Here is a 19,585-nt window from a genome sequence, read left to right on the forward strand (position 1 = left end):
CTGGGACGCCGGGCGACCGGGGAGAGCGCCCGCTTAGCACGGTGAAATCATGCCCCTGCCGTCACACCGGCAACTGGTTGCACATTAAACTCATCCATCCCAAGCTGATCACCATGGCACTGGGGGCCCTGCTGGAACATGACTCGCAGTCCTGATCGCCCTGTGGCTGATTACGGTCAGGCAGAGATGCCTTGCGTCTGGTGATCATTCGTTTCAGTATGGCGTGAGAGTTTCACGCGAGCGATTGGCGAGGAGGTTCGCGCGGTCGGCCGAACGGCCGATCGAGCTGTTTTTTTTGATCACCGGAATCTCACGACTTCCCCCTGCACTGACCTGCCGACACGTGAGAGCGGACACCATGACGAATGCCCTAGTTGATCTGTCCACGACCGATTTCATCGCCGGCATCCGGGCCATCGCCCCCCGATTCGACACCGCGAGCTACCCGCAGCAGAACCTGCCGGCGGACGACTGGACGCTGCTGACCCGGGCCGGCGTGCTGCTCCCGACGCTGCCGAAGGAGTACGGCGGCCGCGACAGCCACGTCGAGATGTGCAAGGTCGTGGAGGCCATCTCCGAATGGAACCTTCCGCTCGGCATGTACGTCACGGTCATCACGGGCGTCGCCCTGCGGCCCATCGGGCTATGGGCGAGCGACGAGGCGAAGCGGGAGGTCCTGCCGCAGTACGCGAGCGGTGACCCCATGGTCGCCGGTTTCGCGTCGACCGAGCCCGGCTGCGGGTCGGCGATGTCCGGCATGACGACCACGTTCGAGGATGTCGAGGACGGCTACCGGATCCGCGGCCGCAAGCACTGGCAGGCGTTCAGCTCCAGCGCGCACTGGTGGCTGGTCAGCGCGAAGAACGACGACGAGGGCCGCGAGTACGGCTACTTCATCGTGAAGCGCAGTGAGGGATTCCGGACCCTGCAGCCGTACGAGCCGCTCGGCCTGAAGGTGATCGACTACGGGCTGAACGAGATCGACGCCGTCGTCCCGCCGCACCGGCGGATCCACGCGGACGGACGCAACCTGAAGCCCATGGTCGAGATGCTCATGGCGTCGCGGGCGATGATGGCGGCGATGGGCGCCGGATTCCTGCGCCGCCTCAGCCGCGAGGCGCACGCATACGCCGACCGGCGGCGGATCGGTCCCGCGCCGCAGTCGGCGATCCGCTTCGTCCGGTACCGGCTCGCGGCGATCGACACCTCGTACACGATCTGCGCTGCGCTGAACGACTACCTGCAGACCGAGCTGGACATGAAGTCCGACATGATCGGCGCGTTCCCCGCCGTCCAGGCGATCAAGACGGTCGCCACCGAGCGGATGCTCAGCGCGGCGCAGCACTACCAGCAGCTCGCCGGCGGCGAGGGGTACCGCTGCGGGTCACCGACGAACATCTCCGCCCAGGCGTTCCTGGACGCCCGCGTCTACACCATCTTCGACGGCACCAACGACCTGCTCAGCCAGCAGCTCGCCGAGTACTGCCTCGCCAGGACGGACGGCCTGCCGCTCAGCAAGTTCCTGGCCGAGTGGCCGCTCACCGCGTCCGCGATCACCTCGCACGGGCTGGACCTCGGCTTCCTCGACCGGGACCTCCGGCAGGAGCACCTGGTCCTGGCGGGCCGCGCCATCGCCTACGCGTTCGCGATCGGCCAGGTCATGCGGTGGGCCGGCCGGCCCGGCGCCGACGCCGGCCGGGCGCGGGCGGCGGTCGAGTTCCTCAAGGCCGATATCGCCGGTGTCGCCACGGAGTTCGGGCTGCTGTCCTCCGGCGTGCTCGGCATCGAGGACGGCGCCGTCCCGCCCCCGGCCGGGGTGCGGTTCTCCCCGTCCGTGCCGGTGCCCGCCGAAGTGTGACCGGGTTGGTCAGCCCAGCCGTTCCTCGCGCCGCCGGATCAGCTGGAGCAGTTCCGCCGCGCGCTCCTTGATGAGGTTCAGCCCCGGATGACCCCATGGGCGCGGCTCTTGGTCGATGATGCAGATCGTGCCGAGGGCCGTGCCCGTGCGGTCGATGAGCGGGGCGCCGACGTAGGTCCGGATGCCGAGCTTGTCGACGACCGGGTTGCCGGCGAAGCGCGGATAGTCGCACACGTCGTCCAGGACGAGCGCCTTGCGCCGGACGACGACGTGCGGGCAGTAGCCGTGGTCGAGCGGCACCTCCCGGCCCAGCTGGACGCCGCCCCCGGCGGCTTTCGGGTCCTCCGGGGCGTACAGGCCGGCGAGGAACTGGTGGTCGGTGACGAAGTTGACCATCGCGAACGGGGGGACGCCGGTGCCGACGAGGCGCCGTGCGGTTTCGGCCAGGTCGCGGGCGAAGGCGTCGAACTCGGGGTCCGGCGCCTGCCCCAGCCCGAGTTCCCGCAGGCGCGCGACGCGCTGCGGGACGTCGTGGTCGACGGGGGTGAGGAGGTGGCCGGAGGGCTCGTACAGCGGTTCGTTGGTCACGGGATCTCCATCTGCGGCGGGGCGGTAGGGCTGGGAGGCTGGGTCAGGCGGACGGGGCGGGGACGGCGGCGAGGAGGTGCCGGATCAGGGCCCGCAGCACCGAGGTGGCGGACCGGCCGTCCCGCGCGTCGCACAGCACGATCGGCACGCGCGGGTCGAGTTCGAGGGCCGCCCGCACCTCGTCGGCCGTGTAGCGGAACGCGCCGTCGAACTCGTTCACCGCGATGAGGAACGGGGTCCCCCGGTTCTCGAAGAAGTCGACGGCCTCGAAGCACGCGTCCAGGCGGCGCGTGTCGGCGAGCACGACGGCGCCGAGCGCCCCGGCGGACAGCTCGTCCCACATGAACCAGAACCGCTGCTGCCCGGGCGTGCCGAACAGGTACAGGACGATGCCGTGCTGGTCGATCGTGATCCGGCCGAAGTCGAGCGCCACGGTGGTCGTGGTCTTCTGCTCCACCCCGCCGAGGTTGTCGATGCCGACGCTGGCCGTGGTGATGAGCTCCTCGGTGCTCAGCGGCTCGATCTCGCTCGCCGCCCCCACGAACGTCGTCTTGCCCACGCCGAAGCCGCCCGCGATCAGGATCTTGACCTGGGTGGGGAACACCTCATCAGGCTCGTTGTAGACCATCGAGCAGCTTCTCCAATAGGTCTCGGTCGGTGAGGTCGGCGGTGGGACGCGGTGCGCGCGTGGTCATCGCCCGCCAGTGCACCAGGTCGGCGAGGAGCACCTTGGTGACCACCACGGGGAGCCGCAGATGCGCCGAGACCTCGGCGACGGAGGTCGGCGTGCGGCACAGGTCGAGCGCCGTGGCGTGCTCCGGGTCCAGCGAGGCGGGGGCCGGGCCCGTCGCCACCACCAGGGACAGCAGGTCGAGGTCGACGGCCGGGCGGGTGCGGCCGGACGTCACCGCGTACGGGCGTACCAGCGGCCCCGCGTCGTCGTCGAGCCAGAACTCGTCGTCGCCGGGGGTCATCGCGACGGGTTCGGATTGCTCGCCGTGGGCGCCGTTCGCGCCGCGGTGCCGAGGAACGGCCGGACGGACTTGATCAACCGGGCCATCTCGAACCCGACGACGGCCGGGTCCGCCTCCCCCTTCGCCAGCACCGCGAGGACGGAGTTGTAGCCGGCCCACGAAATGAACAGCTGGCTGGACTTGAGTTCCGTCACCACCTGCCGGACCTCGTTGCTGTTGTCGAACTTCGTGCCCGCGCTGCGCGCGATGGAGAAAAGGCCGGAGGCGAGCGCGGCGAACTGCTCCGCCGTGGCGCGGTCGAAGCCGTGGGCGGCTTTCAGCATGCCGTCCGAGGACAGCAGCACGCTGCCGCGGATGACCGGAACCTCCTCGCCCAGCCCCCGCAGCAGCCAAGCAAGATCCTGAGCCTGGTTCGGGGAGACAGCACTCAATGGACGCTCCTTATCCCTCGTAAAGTTTCATCAGCCCGCGCTATCGGTGCCATCCGCAATGTCGTCGTCCTCCTCGGCGCCGCGCACACCCCGCTGGAATGCCGCCATGAGACCGGGATTGTGTTCGATTTCGTCATCGTCCTGCTGCTCCGGCGCGGGTGGATCGAGGAGTTCGGGCGCCAGGTTCGCCTGGACGCGGCGGCGCGGCAGCGACGGCCGCTCCCCGCTCTCCGCGGGTCCGGGCGGGGCGGACCCGGTGCCGGGCTCCCACTCCCCGGACCGCGCGGGCAGCACCGGCCGCTCCCCGCCCGCGGCGGCCGGCTGGGCAGCGGCCGGCTGAACGGCGCCCGGCTGGGCGGCGGGTCGCGCCGCCGCCGGTGGCTGCTGCGCCGCGTGCGCGGCGGTCGCCTCGCGCTCGTCCGGGCCCCAGCCCGCGTCGCCGCCGGACCCGAAGCCGGACAGCGCCGCCGACGGCGCGGGCGCGGCGGCCACCGCACTGGCGGCCGCCACCGGAACGCGCTCGGCCTGCGCCGGCCGCTCCTCGGGCCGGGGCTCGGGCCGGGCCGCGGGCTCCTCCGCCTCCGCGCCGACGATCGCCGTCGGCACGATGACGACGGCCTGGGTGCCGCCATAGAGATTGTCCTGGAGCTGGACGCGGACGCCGTGCCGGCGGGCCAGCGCCGAGACGACGAGAAGCCCGATGCGCCCCTCCTGCAGCAGCTCGCCGGTGGCGGCCCGGTCGGGGTCGGTGAGCACCTCGTTCAGCCGCCGCTGGCTCTCGCGCGGGATGCCGAGCCCCCGGTCCTCGACCTCGATGGCCAGGCCGGCGCTGACGGCGTCCACGCGGATCAGCACCTGGGTGTGCGGCGGCGCGAACCGGGTGGCGTTCTCGACGAGCTCGGCGAGCAGGTGGATGACGTCCGCGACCGCGCGGCCGTCCAGCGTCCCCTCGACGGGCGGCACGACCTTGACCCGGTTGTAGTGCTCCACCTCGGCGATGGCCGAGCGCAGCACCTCGTACACGGTCACCGGCCGGCTCCACTGCCGGCGCGACGCGGCGCCGCCGATCACCGCGAGGCTCTCGGCCTGGCGGCGCATGCGGGTGCTGAGGTGGTCGACCCGGAACAGCCCCTTGAGGAGGTCCGGGTCCTCGACCTGGTTCTCCAGCTCGTCGAGGCCCTGGATGGCGCGGTGGGCGAGCGACTGCATGCGCCGGGCGAGGTTGACGAAGACGTCCACCCGCTGGTCGCCGCCGCCGGCGCTCTCGCGGCTCATGGCGTCCAGCACGGCGTTCCACGCCTCGCCCTGAGCCTGCCGCAACTCGTACGCGAGCCGGACGAACGGGTCGCCGGAGTCGGTGGCCGGGACGTCCTCGCTGCGCGGCGCGGTCTCGCCCGCGCTGACCCGCTCCACCAGCTCCTGCAGGCCCTGCCGGCCGCGCGCGATCGAGAACCACAGCTCGCCGAGCCGCCGCTGGACGTCCTCCTGCGCGCGGACGGCCTGCCGGGCCTGCTGCCGGTCCACCCGGCGGGTCGCCGCGTCCGCCGCGAACACGGCCGCGCCCAGGGTGAGCACGACCCCCACGGCGATCGCGGCCAGCAGCAGATGCGTCCCGCGCGTCGCGGTGTCGCCGCTGTACAGCACCGCCACGGCGATGCCGCAGAGAACCACCGCGACCGCCGCCGGAAGGACGGAAATGCACAGGTGAAAGGACCGAATATTGTTCTGCCGGCGTGCACCGTGGGTCGGCGGCCTGCCATGCCGGCGGACATCCTGGCGCTCGGCGTCGGCGGCGGGTTCGGAGAAAACAGACATCGGCGTCCTCAGCACGGTCGACGGCACGGCAGGGGTCACATTACTGAGTAAGGCGTACCGATACGGGTACAGTCCGTATCTAGGCTGACACAACGCTCGATCGGGCAAGCGCGGATCGCCGAGATTCTAGGGATGTCGGCCTACTTTCAGTAGACCCATCCCGCTGTGCCCATTTCGCCCGAATCCTGCCAGATGTACGCCGACATTACGAATGCCCGCGTCTGTCACCCGCCGGGACGTCGCGCGGTTACCAGCCGAGGCCGCCCTCTGCCATTGCCCGTCCTTTTGTGGCCACCCTCCGCCCCTGTGGTGCTCGTGCAGTACGGCGGCGTGCATGGACGGCGTGCATGGGCGGCGTGCATGGGGCAAGGCGTCGAGGGACGCGTGAACGTCGAGAGCGGAACCGCGGGGACGGCCTCGCCGCGCACCTCCACTGCGCGGTCCGGGACCGCTGGTTCCGGTCGATGCCCATGGCGTCGTCGGGCGTGGTCACGGGACGCGGTGCCGGCGACCGCCGACACCCTCTGCGGATGTGACGACTATCACACCAACTTCCGGCCGCCGAATTCCTGATCTTGCCGTCATTGGGAATCGCGGAATGAACCCGAACCAAACGGCTTCCCGCCTCATCGTACGAAGGCATAAGGGGGCACGGAGCCGAGGCCGAAAGTCGAGTAGGCCGCCGTGTCGTAATGGGGTAAGATGCGACTCGGAAAGGCGACCGTTCTCGGTCTCGTTCTCGGCGGCCTGACGATCGGCCTGGCCGCGCCCGCGATGGCCGACGGCGGGGACGTGGTCGTCCAGCCGAGCCAGGCCCGCCCCGGTGAGCAGATCACCGTCGTGGGCAAGAAGTGCCAGGTCGACGGCGAGGCCGGCTCGCTGGCCTTCGTGGGCGGGGCCGTCCCGCTGAACGGCGCCGAGGAGGTCGACGGCCGGGCGGGCCTGGCCACCGTCAAGCCGGACACGGTCCCCGGCGACTACACCGTGCAGGTCCGGTGCGGCACCCACCGGTCGATCGGGTACCTCAAGGTGCTGGACGCCAAGACGCCCCCGAAGACCTCGCAGCCGACCCCGAGCGGGACGGCGCACCCCACCCCGAGCGGGACGGCGCACCCCACGCCGATGGGCAGTGGGCACCCGATCCCGAGCGGCGGGGCCAAGACCGGCTTCGGCGGCGGCTCCGACGGCGCGAACCTCGTACTGCTGGCCGGCGGCGGAGTCCTCGTGCTGGGCGCGGTCGGCGCCGGCGGCATGGCCGTCCGCCGCCGCAACGACACCGGCTCCTGAAGCCCCGGCATCGGTGGCCGCCTCGCCCGGAGGCGGTCGCCGATGCCTTTCCGCAAGCAATAGCGAATGGGTGAACGAGAATGGTGCGAAAGGCCGGTCCGTGGACGCCGGCGGTAATTCTGCTGGCGGCCGGCCTCACGTTCATGGGGCTCGGATTGCACGGTTCCGGCGGCCCGCCGCAACCGCCCGCGTGGGCGGCGGCCACACGGCCGGTCGATCACCGCGTACCGGTACTGCCGCGCTCGGTGCCCGTCCGGGTCGGCGTCCCGTCGATCGGCGTCCGCGCCCCGCTGATCGGGCTGGGCCTCGACGCCGGCGGCTCGGTGCAGGTCCCGTCCGCCGGCCGTCCGGACGAGGCCGGCTGGTACGAGCGCGGGCCGGCTCCCGGAGAGCGCGGCGCGGCCGTGCTCCTCGGCCACGTCGACTCGAAGAAGGGCGCCGCGGTCTTCTACGACCTCGGCCGCCTGCGGCCGGGGGACCGCGTCGAGGTGACCCGCGCGGACGGCCGCACGGCCGGTTTCACCGTCGAATCCGTGGAACGCGTCGCCAAGGACCGGTTCCCCACCAGCCGCGTCTACGGCCCGCTCGACTACGCCGGCCTCCGGCTCGTCACCTGTGGTGGCGCGTTCGACTGGAGACACCGCAGCTACCGCGACAACATCATCGTCTACGCGGCCCTCACGTCCGTCCAGTAGGAGCTCGTGGACCCAGTCCGTCGCCCATCCCGCCCGGGTGGCCCGCTGGTCTCTCGCCCTTCTCTTGACGCAGGTCAGGGGCGGTGCAAGCGTGAGAGGTGATGGTGAGAAGGGGGACCCATCATGACCGAGATCAAGAGCATCGAAAAGCCGGACGACCGGCGCGACTTCCCCGGGGGACACCTGGAGATCGTCAACCTCACCGGCCTCGTCTTCGGGAAGGCGACGTTCGAGCCCGGCTGGCGCTGGACGGAGTCCGTCAAGGACATCGCGGGCACCGACCTGTGCGAAGTCCACCACAACTGCTACGTCGTCGAGGGCCGCATGCGGGTCCGGATGAGGGACGGCTCCGAAGGCGAGGTCGGCCCCGGGGACGTGTTCGTCCTGGAGCCGGGCCACGACGCATGGATCGTCGGCGACGAGCCCTGCGTCGTGTTCGACTTCGCCGGCGGCATGGGCGACTACGCGAAGGCCGGCTGACCGGAAGTCCCGGTGACCGAGCGGCGGCCGGCGGGGGAACCCCCGCCGGCCGAGGTTGTGGCGACAGTTGACGACGTGGGAGCGGGCGGCGCCGGGTAGGTTCGAAAGATGAACGAGCGGCCGACTCTTGAGGACATCCGGCGGGCGCCGAAGGTGCTGCTGCACGACCACCTGGACGGCGGCGTGCGCCCCGCGACCATCATCGAGCTGGCGCGGGACGCCGGGTACGCGGACCTGCCCGCCGCCGACGCCGACAACCTGCGGACGTGGTTCGAGGAGGCGTCCAACTCGGGGTCGCTGGAGCGGTACCTGGAGACGTTCTCGCACACCGTCGGCGTGATGCAGACCGTCGAGGCGCTCACGCGCGTCGCCTACGAGTGCGCGGAGGACCTCGCGAACGACGGGGTCGTCTACGCGGAGGTCCGGTACGCGCCAGAGCAGCATCTCAGCATGGGGCTGACGCTGGAGCAGGTCGTCGAGGCCGTCCTGGACGGGTTCGCGCGCGGCCGCGAGGACTTCGGCATCCGGGTCGGGACGCTGGTCACGGCGATGCGGCACCAGGCGCGCAGCATGGAGATCGCGGAGTTGGCCGTCCGGTACCGGGACCTCGGCGTGGTCGGGTTCGACATCGCCGGAGCCGAGGCCGGATACCCGCCGACCCGGCACCTGGACGCCTTCGAGTACCTGCAGCGGGAGAACGCGCACTTCACCATCCACGCGGGCGAGGGGTTCGGGCTGCCGTCGATCTGGCAGGCGATCCAGTGGTGCGGCGCGGACCGGCTCGGGCACGGCGTCCGGATCATCGACGACATCGAGGTGGACGGCGACGACGCCCGCCTCGGGCGGCTCGCGAACTATGTGCGGGACAAGCGGATCCCGCTGGAGATGTGCCCCACGTCCAACATCCAGACGGGGGCGGCGAAGTCGATCGCCGAGCACCCGATCGGGCTGCTGCGGCGGCTGAGCTTCCGGGTGACGGTGAACACCGACAACCGGCTCATGAGCGGCACGTCGGTGTCGCAGGAGTTCGCGAAGCTCGTCGACGCGTTCGGCTACGGGTGGGACGACCTGCAGTGGTTCACGGTGAACGCGATGAAGTCGGCGTTCGTGCCGTTCACCGAGCGGCTCGAACTGATCAACGGCGTGATCAAGCCGGGTTTCGCGCAGATCAAATGGAGCGGCGCCAGGCCGCTGGCATGATCGAGCCATGACCATTCGCTCCACTGGCGGGCGCGTCGCCGCTTACGCGTGGCTCGTGTTCGCCGTGCTGAACTTCGTGGACCTGTTCGTCGGCATCACCGGTGACCCCGACTACTCGCTGACGACGGCCACGATCGCGTTCGTGCTGCTGCTCGGCTGCGGCATCGCCTACACGGTCGGCCTGCGCCCCGCGATCGTCGGAGACGACGAGGCGCTCACCGTCCGCAACCCCCTCCGGGACATCCGCGCGCCCTGGGCGGCGATCCACAGGATCGAGGGCAAGAATGCGGTGACGGTGCGCTTCACCGGCCGGGACGGGACGGAATTGGAGACCCGCGCCTGGGTGCACCAAACCTCACCACGCGCGCAGGCCAAGGCGGAGGCGCGCGCGCAGAAGCAGGCCCGCAAAAGCCAAGGCGCGGGCCTCGATTTGACGGGACGCACGCCGACGGGGTTCGCGGCCCAGCAGCTCAACGAGATGCGCGACCGCCACCGCCCGAAGACGAAGTCGGGCGCCCCCGACCAGGCCGCCGCGGCCGAGACGGAGGAACCCGCAAGGGGAAGCGTGACCTGGTCCGTCCCGGCGGTGGCCGCCCTCGCCGTCCCGCTGGCCGGCCTGCTCGCCGCCCTGATCGTCTCCTCGGCCGGCTGAGCGTACGCCTTACCTGCCCGGGCCCGGTCTCCTCCGCTGCCGGAAGACGGCTCGTGCCGCCACCGCTGCCGCGGAGGCGGTCGCCACTGTGAGAAGCGTCGAACCGAGCAGCGGCCAGATCCCGAGCGCCTCCTCGGCGGAGGAGTGCGGATCCCGAGGGTCGTAGCGGATGTCGACCTTCGCGCCGTCCGCCTCCCTCCACTCATCGCGGAGACCCCGGAAACGGACGACCTGCCCGTCGCCGGTGGCGTACTCGATGACAACGAAGTCGCTGCTCGCGCGTCCCCCGGCGGCCCCGAGGACCCGTCCAGTCGCCTTGCCGGGCGGCTGGTCCCAGGAAAGGAGGACGGTGGCAGTGATCGCGAAAAGGACGGCGAACGACGTCATGGTCACGGCGACGAGCGCCAATGCGATCACACGTCCGTTCGACCTCTTCGGAAGGCCCTGGATCGTCACGCTACTGGGACGTTGCAGAATCCCGTTCGGCTCCCCGAACGTCCTGGGGGAGGCGGAACCCGCTGCCTCCCCCGGATCGCGCGTTGATCAGCGGAGGATCGTGGAGAGGTCCGCGCGTAGCGCGTCCAACTCGGCGGCGGCGCGCGCGCGGACCACGCTGACGTCGTCTTCGACGGGGAGGACCACCTCTAGGTAGCACTTGAGTTTCGGTTCCGTGCCCGAGGGCCGGATGACGACACGCGAACCCCCGGCCAGGCGGAACCGCAGCCCGTCGGTGGGCGGGAGGCCACCGGACGGCCTGGACAGGTCGTCGAATGACTCGACGGCGCGTCCCGCCAGTTCCTGCGGGGGAGCGGCGCGCAACCGCGCCATGGCGGCGGTGATCAGGGACAGGTCGTCCACCCTGACCGAGAGCTGGGACGTGGCGTGCAGGCCGTACCTGCGGGCCTGGGCGTCCAGGAGGTCGAGGAGGGTGCGGCCGTCGCGTTTCGCGCCGGCGGCGAGGGCGGCGACGGCGAGGGCGGCGCCGATGCCGTCCTTGTCGTCGACGAGGACGCCGCGGTCGTCGCCGACGCTGTAGCCGAGGGCCTCCTCGTAGCCGAAGACCAGGCGGTCGGACGGGCCGCCCGCCTTCATGATCCACTTGAAGCCGGTGAGCGACTCGGCGAACCGGACGCCGTGGGCGGCGGCGATCGAGCGCAGCAGGGACGACGACACGATCGTGGTGACGACCAGCCGGTCGTCGCCGGCGGTGTGCCGCAGGACGTGCTCGGCGAGCAGCCCGCCGACCTCGTCCCCGGTCAGCGTCCGCCAGCCGGACGGGGACGGGACGGCGACGGCGCAGCGGTCCGCGTCCGGGTCGTTCGCGATCACCAAGTCGGCGCCGCGGGCCTCGGCGAGGCCCAGGGCCAGGTCCAGCGCGCCGGGTTCCTCCGGGTTCGGGAAGGCGACGGTCGGGAAGTCGGGATCGGGGTCGGCCTGCTCGGGGACGACGACCGGGGCCGGGAAGCCCGCCCGATCGAACGCCGCCAGGAGGACGTCCCTGCCCACGCCGTGCATCGGGGTGTAGACGATCGAGATGTCGCGGTCGCCGCCGAGGCGGAGGGACGACACCGCGTCCAAGTAGAGGCCGGCGTCCTCGTGGACCGGCCAGCCGGAGCCGAAGGGGAGTTCGTCCACGCGGCCGACGGCGTCGATCGCGGCGGAGATCTCGGTGTCCTGCGGCGGGACGATCTGCGCCCCGTCCGACCAGTACACCTTGTAGCCGTTGTCGCGCGGCGGGTTGTGGCTGGCCGTCACCATGACGCCCGCCACGACGTCGTCGAACGTCCGGGTGAAGTGGGCCAGGACGGGGGTCGGGACGGGATCGGCGAAGACCTCGGGACGCAGCCCCGCCCCGCTGAGCACCGCCGCCGTGTCGTCGGCGAACCGCCGTGAGCCGTGGCGCGCGTCGAAGCCGATGATCACCCGGCCGCCGCGCGGCAGGCGGGCGGCCAGGCCGGCGGCGGCGCGCATGACCGTCACCCGGTTCATCCGGTTCGGGCCCGCGCCGAGTTCGCCGCGCAGGCCGGCCGTCCCGAACTCCAGCCGGGAGCCGAACCGGGCGGCGAGCGCGTCGTCGTCGGAGAGGATCGCCTCGAGTTCGGCGCGGGTGCCGGGGTCCGGGTCCTGCGCCAGCCATTCCTCGGCGCGTGCGCGGAGGTCGCTCACAGCTTCGCCAGGACGGTGGCGAGGAGGGTGCCCATGCGGCCGGCGGACGCGCGCCCCGCCGCGAGGACCTCCTCGTGGTCGAGCGGTTCGTCCGACAGCCCGGCCGCGATGTTGGTGACGAGGGAGATGCCGAGGACGTCCGCGCCGCCGCGCCGCGCCTCGATCGCCTCCAGCACGGTCGACATGCCGATCATGTCGGCGCCCAGCGTGCGCAGCATGCGGATCTCGGCGGGCGTCTCATAGGTCGGGCCGCGGAACGCCGCGTACACGCCTTCGGAGAGGGTCGGGTCGACCTCCTTGGCGAGGGCGCGCAGCCGCTTCGAGTACGCCTCGGTCAGGTCCAGGAACGTCGCGCCGGTGAGCGGGTTCGCGCCCGACAGGTTCAGGTGGTCGGAGATCAGCACCGGGTCGCCGACGCTCTGGTGCTCGGGCCGCAGCCCGCCCGCCGCGTTCGTCAGCACCATCGTCGTCACACCGGCGGCCAGCGCGGTCCGGACGGAGTGCACCACGGCGTCGACGCCGCGCCCCTCGTACAGGTGCGTCCGGCCGAGGAAAACCAGTGCGCGGCGCCCGCCGGCCTCGACGACCCGGATCTTGCCGGCGTGCCCCTCCACGGCGGGCGGCGCGAAGCCGGGCAGTTCGGTGGCCGTCAGTTCGGTGACGGGCTCGCCGAGCCTGTCGGCCGCCGGGACCCAGCCGGAGCCCATCACGAGGGCGACGTCGAAGGAGTCGATGGACGTGCGGTCGCGCAGCGCGTCCGCGGCCGCACGTGCCAGTGCAAAAGCGTCGTTGCTCACAAGGCCGACACTACCGCCGGGTCGCGATGGTCCCGATCAGTCGCCGAGCGACTTGCAGGGACGTGTCCGCAGGTCCTTGACGTAGTCGTCGGGCGCGCCGGCCTTCTCCGCCGCGTCCGCGAGGATGCCGAGGTAACGCGCGGACGGCAGCCCGCCCTCGTAGTCGTCCAGGACGTACAGCCAGCACAGGACGTCGCCGTCCAGCGTCTGCACCCGGACACGGATCTTGCGGTAGACGCCGAGCGCGGCCCCCTCCCAGGCGTCGAGTTCCTTCTCGTCCCAGGCGGGCACGTCGTACGTGACGACGAACACCTGCTCGGAGTCGTCCTCGACGACGGTCGCGAGGGCGCCGTCCCAGCCCTTGTCCTGCCCTCCGAAGGTCAGCCGCCACCCGGCCAGCCAGCCGGTGCCGCGCATCGGGGAATGCGGAGCCCGGCTCGCCATCTGCTCGGGATCCATGTTGGAGGCGTACGCCGCGTACAGTGCCACGTTGGCCAAGGCTACGCCACGCTTGAAACGGGGGTGTGGGGGTTGCCCCCCACAATGACGCGCCACGCTTGAAACGGGGGTGTGGGGGTTGCCCCCCACAGTGACGCGCCACGCACTTCTCGGGGTGCTGAACGGGACTTTTCACTGCCTGGAGTAGGAAACAATGGAAGATGTGACCCGCATCGTGATCATCGGAGGAGGCCCGGGCGGTTACGAGGCCGCGCTCGTCGCGGCTCAGCTCGGCGCGGACGTGACCGTCATCGAACGGGACGGTCCCGGCGGCGCCTGCGTGCTCACCGACTGCGTGCCCTCCAAGACGCTCATCGCCACCTCGACCCGTATGGCGGTCATGTCGGAGTCGACGGTCCTCGGCCTGCGCTTCAACGGCGGCCCGGACGGCATCGTCGGCGCCCTGGAGGCCGACATGGCCGAGGTCAACAAGCGCGTGAAGGACCTCGCGCGGGCCCAGTCGTTCGACGTCGCCGAACGGCTCGCCTACGAGGACGTCAAGATCGTCCGAGGCGAGGCGCGGCTGGTGGAGCCGCACGTCGTCGCGGTCGGCGACCAGCGCATCCAGGCCGACATCGTGCTCCTCGCGACGGGCGCGACGCCGCGCGTGCTGCCGGGCGCGGAGCCGGACGGCGAGCGCATCCTGAACTGGCGCCAGCTCTACGACCTGCCGGAGCTGCCCGAAGACCTGATCGTGGTCGGGTCCGGTGTGACGGGCGCCGAGCTGGCCGGGGCCTACCTGTCGCTCGGGTCCAAGGTGACGCTGGTGTCGTCGCGCGACCGGATCCTCCCGACCGAGGACGCCGACGCCGCCGCCGTCCTGCAGGAGGTGTTCCTGCGGCGCGGGATGAACGTCATGTCGCGGTCCAGGGCCGCGGGCGTGGAGCGTTCGGGCGAGGGCGTGATCGTCACGCTGGAGGACGGGACGAAGATCGAGGGCACCCACTGCCTGATGACGGTCGGGATGGTCCCGAACACCACGGGGATCGGCCTGGAGGAGATCGGCGTGCGGTGCGACGCGCGCGGCTTCGTGGAGGTCGACAAGGTGTCGCGGACGTCCGTCCCGCACATCTACGCGTCCGGCGACTGCACGGGCATACTCATGCTGGCGTCCGTCGCGGGCATGCAGGGGCGTATCGCGATGTGGCACGCGCTGGGCGAGGCCGTGCAGCCGCTCAAGCTCGGCTGGGTCTCGTCCAACATTTTCACCGACCCCGAGGTCGCGTCGGTGGGCGTGACGCAGCACATGGTCGACTCCGCGGACGTGAACGCCCGGACGGTCATGCTGCCGCTGTTCACGAACGCGCGCGCCAAGATGCAGGGCTTCGAGGACGGTTTCGTGAAGCTGTTCTGCCGCCCGTCCACGGGGATCGTGCTCGGCGGCGTCATCGTGGCGCCGCGCGCGAGCGAGCTGATCCTGGCGGTGTCGATCGCCGTCCAGCAGCACCTGACCGTGGATCAGGTGGCCCAGACGTTCGCCGTCTACCCGTCGCTGTCGGGCAGCATCACCGAGGCGTCCCGGCGGCTGATGGCCGAGCACGCCTACTAGAGCCGCCAGAGCTGCTAGCGGACGTGCCCGGCCGCAACGCGCGCCAGAAGTAGCGCGCGCGAGAAGCACCGCGCTAGAAGTAGCGCGCGCTAGAAGTAGCGCAATGCCACGTACACCCACGCCATCAGCGTGCTCAGCACGGTGACGATGATCCCGTAGCGGGTGAACTGCCAGAAACTGATCGGGTTCCCGGTGCGTGCGGCGATGCCGAGCGCGACGACGTTGGCGCTCGCCGCGACGGCCGTGCCGTTGCCGCCGAAGTCGGCGCCGAGCGCGAACGACCACCACAGCGCCTCGGCGGTCGCCGGGTCGGGTGCGCCCGCCGCCATCCCCTCCACGATCGGCGCCATCGTCGCCGCGTAGGGGATGTTGTCGAAGAACGCGCCGAGCACCGCGGACCCGAACAGCAGGGCGGTCGCGGCGACGAAGTAGTTGTCGCCGATCGTGTCCGCAGCCCAGGTGCCGATCGTCTCGATGACGCCGGTGTGCCCGAGGCCGGCGACCATCACGAACAGGCCGATGAAGAAGACCAGCACGGGCCACTCGACCTCGGCCAGCACCTCCGAGACCTCGACGCGCGACACCAGCAGCATGACGCCCGCGCCGACGAGGGCCACGATCGACGGTTCCACGTGCACCACCGAGTGCACCATGAACCCGACGATGACGAGGCCCAGCACGACCATGCACCGGATGAGCAGCTTGGGGTCCGTGATCGCCTTGCGCTCGTCCAGCGACATGACCTCGGCGACGTACCGCTCGTCGTACTTGAACGACTTGCGGAACAGCACCCGCGCCAGCAGCACGAAGGCGACGAAGGCGACCACCACGATCGGCGCCATGTGGACGAGGAAGTCGTTGAACGTCAGCCCCGCCCGGCTGGCGATGATGATGTTCGGCGGATCCCCGATGAGCGTCGAGGCGCCGCCGATGTTGGACGCCAGCACCTCGGCGATCAGGTACGGGTGCGCCGGGATGCGCAGCCGGTTGCAGACCACCACCGTCACCGGCGCCACCAGCATGATCGTGGTGACGTTGTCCAGGAACGGGGAGGCGACCGCGGTGATGACCATGAGCATCACCAGCAGCCGGTACGGCCTGCCCTTGGAGCGTTTGGCCGCCCAGATCGCCAGGAAGTCGAACAGTCCCGTGCCCTTGATGATCCCGACAATGATCATCATGCCGAGCAGCAGGAAGATGACGTTCCAGTCGATCCCGTCGTGCTCGGAGAAGAAGACGTCGGCGCCGGGCGCCAGCCCGAGCACCGTCATGAGGCCCGCGGCGATCAGGACGACCTTGACCTTGTCGGCCTTCTCCGTCGCGATGAAGAAGAACGCGACGACGAAGATGGCGAGCGCCGCCACCGCCGTCATCGCGCCACCCCGGCCGCGACGGGCCTACGGGTCAGTCGTCGGGCCTGGTCAGCGCCAGCGCCGACAGCAGCCGATCGAGGATGACCGCGCCGGTGAGGAGCCCGGCGTCGTCCACCACGGCGACCAGGGGGCTGCGTTGGCGGGCCATCAGGGTGGCGAGTTCCAGCAGGGTCGCGGACGATTTCACGATGACCGGGCGGGGAGTGTGCGTGCCGAGGCAGTCGCCCACTCTCATGTCCCGGATCTCGTGCCAGAAGACGTCCGCGTGGGCTTCGTCCACGGCCCGGGTCAGCGCCGGATCCTCCTGGTAGGCGACGGGCACCGCCAGTCGCAGCACCTGCGTCCCGGGCAGGACGAGGCGGGGGCGTTGCTCCTCGTCCACGACGATCAGTCCGGGCAGGCGGCCGAGGGCCATGACCTGTATCGCGTGCGCGATCGAGTCGTCCCGTCTCACGGTCGGCACCTTTATGGCGATGTCCCGCGCTTGCATGTCGTCCTTTCGGCTTCCGGAAAGCCTGACCCTTCGAGTTGATAGGTTCCTCCTTCTAGCGCCGGGGGCGGTCCCGTCGCAAGACGGCCTCCGCGGCGCTTTCGGCGGGTGGCGATGCCCGCCGCTCATTCGCTGTGCCATGCGTCCGCCCCTTTCGCGTACCGTTTCCAGTCTTTGCGGCGGCGGCCCGCGCCTATATAGGGGACAACCCCCATATGGGCGCTGTGGATCATGTATCCGCGCGTGAACAAGGGTGCTTCGCGGCGCGCGAGCCTAGGATGGAGGCGAGACCGGAGGTGATCGGGTGCACACTCGCGAGTCCGCCACCCGGATACTGCTGGCCGACGATCACGCGCTGGTGCGCCGCGGGCTGCGGCTGATCCTGGACGCCGAGCCCGACATGACCGTGGTCGCGGAGGCGTCCGACGGGGCGGAGGCGATCGACGCGCTCGGCGCCGGCGGCGTCGACCTCGCGATCCTCGACATCGCGATGCCGCGCATGACGGGCCTGCAGGCCGCGCGGGAGATCTCCCGGCGCTTCCCCACCGTCCGGATGCTGATCCTGTCGATGTACGACAACGAGCAGTACCTGTTCGAGGCGCTGAAGTCGGGGGCGTCCGGCTACGTGCTGAAGTCCGTCGCCGACCGCGACCTGCTGCACGCCGTCCGCGCCGCGATGCGCGGCGAGCCGTTCCTGTACCCGGGGGCGGTCACCGCGCTGATCCGCGAGTACCTCGGCCGGGACCGGAACGGCGACGGCCCCGACAGCATCCTCACCCCGCGCGAGGAGGAGGTCATCAAGCTGATCGCGGAGGGCTACTCGTCCAAGCAGATCGCGGAGACGCTCACGATCAGCGTGAAGACCGTCGACCGGCACCGCGCGAACATCCTCGGCAAGCTCGGCATGCGGGACCGGCTGGAGCTGACGAAGTACGCGATCAGGGTCGGGCTCGTCGAGCCCTAGCCTCCCGCCGCCGGACGCGAACCCTCCGGCGGCACCTCCAGCCTGACCTCGGTGCCGCCGCCGTCGGCGGGGCCTATCGTCAGCAGCGCGCCGATGAGCATCGCGCGCTCCCGCATGCCGTGGATCCCGGAGCCGTCCTCGGTGGGCGGGCCGGAACCGTCGTCGACGACCCGCAGGACGACGCTTCCGTCCTCGTCCTGCGTGAGCGACAGTTCCGCGTTGCGCGCGCCGGAGTGCCGCCACACGTTCGTGAGGCCCTCCTGCGCGATCCGGTAGATCACCAGTTCGGCGTCCGGGCCGAGGCCCGCCAGCCCGGCCTGGACGCGGCGGGTCACCCGCGGCCCGCCGCCCGTCCCGGAGAAGTCCCCGGCGAGCTCGGTGAGCGCGCTGGTCAGGCCCAGATCGTCGAGGACGCCGGGACGCAGCCGCCGGGCGACGTGGCCCACCTCGTCCAGGCTGGACCGGACGAGCTCCTGGACGCCCCGCAGCTCCTCCGCGACCTTCGCCGGCGCCCGGTTCACCACCGACTTCAGCTCCAGCAGCACCACCGTGAGGGACTGGCCGATCTCGTCGTGCAGGTCCTGCGCGATGCGGCGCCGCTCGGCCTCCTGCGCGTCCAGCACCACGGCGGTGCTGATGCTGCGGTCGGCCTCCAGCCGGTCCAGCATCGCGTTGAACTGGTCGACCAGGTGGAACAGGTCGCCGTTGCCGGTGCTGGACAGCCGGTCCCGGGAGCGCAGCGAGTCCAGCCGCGCCATCAGCGCGGTGAGCCGCTCCAGCGGCGACAGGCTGGCCCGCAGCAGCAGCGCGTTCGCCGCCATCATCACGACCAGCCCGATCACCAGGACGGGCAGCTCGCGCAGCAGGATCGGCGAGGATATGGTGACGGGCGCCACGGCCAGTAGGACGGTGCCGATCGCGAAGATCAGCCCGTTGATGCCGAGGATGCGCCAGTAGAGTGCCGAGGCGGGTGTCCTGCTCATGACCCCCACGTCACCTCATGAGACGGCCTCTTGTCCATTCGGGACGTCCCACCGCCCGCCTGCATGACGCTCCCCCTCCCTTATGGGCACTGGGCCCGATGGCGCTTCCCCGGCCCGCCGCCGACGGTGGAGCGTGAGAACGAGTGGGGGAGGGCAGATGACCGACCGCGCCGAACGCGCCGAACGCGCCGTGCTCGCCGCGCGGGAGAGCCCGCTGGCCCCCTCCACCGCGTTCCTCATCGTCCTCGGGCTGGTGATCGTCGTGGTCGCGGTGTCAGGGCTGCGGCGCGTCGAGGCGTCCGAACGGCTCGTCGTCCGCCGCTTCGGCAGGACGCGCGGGGTCCGCGGACCCGGGCTGCGGTACCTGCTGCCGCTCGCCGACACCGGCGTGCGCGTCCCGATGGGCGCGCGGCCGCACGACATCTGGCTCCGGGCGATGACGAGGGACGGCGTGTCCGTGCGAGTCAAGGCACACGCCCTGATGGGAGCCGACGACCCCGTCAGGTACGCCGAGTCCGCGGACCCGCCGTCCTTCGCCGCGCAGGCCGGCACCGAAGCCGCGCTGCGCGGGCTCATAGCGGACCGGGACCTCGCGGACCTGCCGTCCCTGCTGGCGGACGGGGACGATCCGGAGCTGGTCCGGCGCGTCAACGAGGCGGTGCGGCCATGGGGAGTGGCCGCGAGCCTCGTTTCCATCACCGACGCGACGGTCCCGGTCCGCTCCGCGCCGGCCTCCGCGCCGGCCTCCACGCCGTCCTGCTCCTGCGCGTCCCGTCCGGGCTGAC

The 19,585-nt window shown here is 71.2% G+C and carries 21 protein-coding genes; 9 read left to right on the forward strand and 12 right to left on the reverse strand.

Annotated features, from left to right (window positions below):
- Positions 1–358: 358 nt before the first annotated feature.
- Positions 359–1,858: an acyl-CoA dehydrogenase family protein gene (locus AL2_RS05415; RefSeq protein ID WP_067629741.1), complete on the forward strand. Its 1,500-nt coding sequence runs from the start codon at positions 359–361 to the stop codon at positions 1,856–1,858.
- Positions 1,859–1,867: 9 nt separating this feature from the next.
- Here the strand turns inward: AL2_RS05415 and AL2_RS05420 are convergent, their stop codons facing one another.
- Genes AL2_RS05420 through AL2_RS05440 form a run of 5 tightly spaced genes read right to left on the reverse strand, consistent with a single transcriptional unit; the run spans position 1,868 to position 5,522 of the window.
- Positions 1,868–2,446 carry a GAF domain-containing protein gene (locus AL2_RS05420; RefSeq protein WP_245666337.1) on the reverse strand — a complete coding sequence of 193 codons (579 nt, stop codon included), beginning with the start codon at positions 2,444–2,446 and terminating at the stop codon, positions 1,868–1,870.
- Positions 2,447–2,489: 43 nt separating this feature from the next.
- The gene (locus AL2_RS05425; protein WP_067629744.1) at positions 2,490–3,074 is read right to left on the reverse strand and encodes a GTP-binding protein; all 585 of its coding nucleotides are present in this window, start codon (positions 3,072–3,074) and stop codon (positions 2,490–2,492) included.
- A complete protein-coding gene (locus tag AL2_RS05430) occupies positions 3,055–3,420 on the reverse strand; it encodes a DUF742 domain-containing protein (RefSeq protein WP_067629747.1) in 366 nt (121 codons plus the stop codon). The genes AL2_RS05425 and AL2_RS05430 overlap by 20 nt, the downstream gene beginning before the upstream one ends.
- Positions 3,417–3,851 (reverse strand): roadblock/LC7 domain-containing protein, encoded by a 435-nt coding sequence (locus AL2_RS05435; RefSeq protein WP_067629750.1) that lies wholly within the window; start codon positions 3,849–3,851, stop codon positions 3,417–3,419. The genes AL2_RS05430 and AL2_RS05435 overlap by 4 nt, the downstream gene beginning before the upstream one ends.
- A 30-nt stretch (positions 3,852–3,881) precedes the next feature.
- On the reverse strand, positions 3,882–5,522 hold the full coding sequence (locus tag AL2_RS05440) for a sensor histidine kinase (protein WP_067629753.1): 1,641 nt from the start codon (positions 5,520–5,522) through the stop codon (positions 3,882–3,884).
- An 846-nt stretch (positions 5,523–6,368) separates the two neighbouring features.
- Here AL2_RS05440 and AL2_RS05445 point away from each other — a divergent pair.
- The 5 genes from AL2_RS05445 to AL2_RS05465 all read left to right on the forward strand — a co-directional run bounded on the left by AL2_RS05445 (position 6,369) and on the right by AL2_RS05465 (position 9,980).
- Positions 6,369–6,953, forward strand: a complete 585-nt coding sequence (locus AL2_RS05445) for a hypothetical protein (protein WP_067629760.1) — start codon at positions 6,369–6,371, stop codon at positions 6,951–6,953.
- Between the two features lie 80 nt (positions 6,954–7,033).
- Positions 7,034–7,648 (forward strand): class F sortase, encoded by a 615-nt coding sequence (locus AL2_RS05450; protein ID WP_067629763.1) that lies wholly within the window; start codon positions 7,034–7,036, stop codon positions 7,646–7,648.
- 123 nt (positions 7,649–7,771) lie between these two features.
- Positions 7,772–8,128, forward strand: coding sequence for a cupin domain-containing protein (locus tag AL2_RS05455; RefSeq protein WP_067629766.1), 357 nt, complete (start codon positions 7,772–7,774; stop codon positions 8,126–8,128).
- 108 nt (positions 8,129–8,236) lie between these two features.
- Positions 8,237–9,328 carry an adenosine deaminase gene (locus tag AL2_RS05460; RefSeq protein ID WP_067629769.1) on the forward strand — a complete coding sequence of 364 codons (1,092 nt, stop codon included), beginning with the start codon at positions 8,237–8,239 and terminating at the stop codon, positions 9,326–9,328.
- A gap of 7 nt (positions 9,329–9,335) precedes the next feature.
- The gene (locus AL2_RS05465) at positions 9,336–9,980 is read left to right on the forward strand and encodes a PH domain-containing protein (protein WP_067629771.1); all 645 of its coding nucleotides are present in this window, start codon (positions 9,336–9,338) and stop codon (positions 9,978–9,980) included.
- Positions 9,981–9,989: 9 nt separating this feature from the next.
- On the opposite strand, the gene AL2_RS05470 is transcribed toward AL2_RS05465, so the two are convergent.
- The 4 genes from AL2_RS05470 to AL2_RS05485 form a co-directional block, all read right to left on the reverse strand.
- Positions 9,990–10,397 (reverse strand): DUF3592 domain-containing protein, encoded by a 408-nt coding sequence (locus AL2_RS05470; RefSeq protein ID WP_067629774.1) that lies wholly within the window; start codon positions 10,395–10,397, stop codon positions 9,990–9,992.
- A gap of 126 nt (positions 10,398–10,523) precedes the next feature.
- Complete coding sequence (locus AL2_RS05475) at positions 10,524–12,146, reverse strand: phospho-sugar mutase (protein ID WP_067629777.1); 1,623 nt, start codon at positions 12,144–12,146, stop codon at positions 10,524–10,526.
- Positions 12,143–12,943, reverse strand: coding sequence for a purine-nucleoside phosphorylase (locus AL2_RS05480; RefSeq protein WP_067629780.1), 801 nt, complete (start codon positions 12,941–12,943; stop codon positions 12,143–12,145). Before AL2_RS05480 ends, AL2_RS05475 begins: the two co-directional genes overlap by 4 nt.
- Before the next feature lie 36 nt (positions 12,944–12,979).
- Entirely contained in the window at positions 12,980–13,432 is a 453-nt protein-coding gene (locus tag AL2_RS05485; RefSeq protein WP_067630417.1) for a gamma-glutamylcyclotransferase family protein, read from the reverse strand.
- A gap of 172 nt (positions 13,433–13,604) precedes the next feature.
- Here AL2_RS05485 and AL2_RS05490 point away from each other — a divergent pair, with 172 nt between their 5' ends.
- Complete coding sequence (locus AL2_RS05490; protein ID WP_067629783.1) at positions 13,605–14,990, forward strand: NAD(P)H-quinone dehydrogenase; 1,386 nt, start codon at positions 13,605–13,607, stop codon at positions 14,988–14,990.
- An 89-nt stretch (positions 14,991–15,079) separates the two neighbouring features.
- Here the strand turns inward: AL2_RS05490 and AL2_RS05495 are convergent, their stop codons facing one another.
- Both AL2_RS05495 and AL2_RS05500 read right to left on the reverse strand, forming a co-directional pair.
- On the reverse strand, positions 15,080–16,363 hold the full coding sequence (locus AL2_RS05495) for an ArsB/NhaD family transporter (protein ID WP_067629786.1): 1,284 nt from the start codon (positions 16,361–16,363) through the stop codon (positions 15,080–15,082).
- 31 nt (positions 16,364–16,394) lie between these two features.
- The gene (locus AL2_RS05500) at positions 16,395–16,853 is read right to left on the reverse strand and encodes a CBS domain-containing protein (protein WP_067629789.1); all 459 of its coding nucleotides are present in this window, start codon (positions 16,851–16,853) and stop codon (positions 16,395–16,397) included.
- Between the two features lie 304 nt (positions 16,854–17,157).
- On the opposite strand from AL2_RS05500, the gene AL2_RS05505 reads away from it, so the two are divergent.
- The gene (locus AL2_RS05505) at positions 17,158–17,817 is read left to right on the forward strand and encodes a response regulator (RefSeq protein ID WP_067629792.1); all 660 of its coding nucleotides are present in this window, start codon (positions 17,158–17,160) and stop codon (positions 17,815–17,817) included.
- On the opposite strand, the gene AL2_RS05510 is transcribed toward AL2_RS05505, so the two are convergent.
- On the reverse strand, positions 17,814–18,800 hold the full coding sequence (locus AL2_RS05510) for a HAMP domain-containing sensor histidine kinase (protein ID WP_067629796.1): 987 nt from the start codon (positions 18,798–18,800) through the stop codon (positions 17,814–17,816). The genes AL2_RS05505 and AL2_RS05510 overlap by 4 nt on opposite strands.
- Positions 18,801–18,957: 157 nt before the next feature.
- Here AL2_RS05510 and AL2_RS05515 point away from each other — a divergent pair, with 157 nt between their 5' ends.
- Entirely contained in the window at positions 18,958–19,584 is a 627-nt protein-coding gene (locus AL2_RS05515) for an SPFH domain-containing protein (protein ID WP_067629799.1), read from the forward strand.
- Position 19,585: the final 1 nt, after the last annotated feature.

Source organism: Actinomadura latina NBRC 106108 (assembly GCF_001552195.1).
GTDB classification, from domain to species: domain Bacteria; phylum Actinomycetota; class Actinomycetes; order Streptosporangiales; family Streptosporangiaceae; genus Spirillospora; species Spirillospora latina.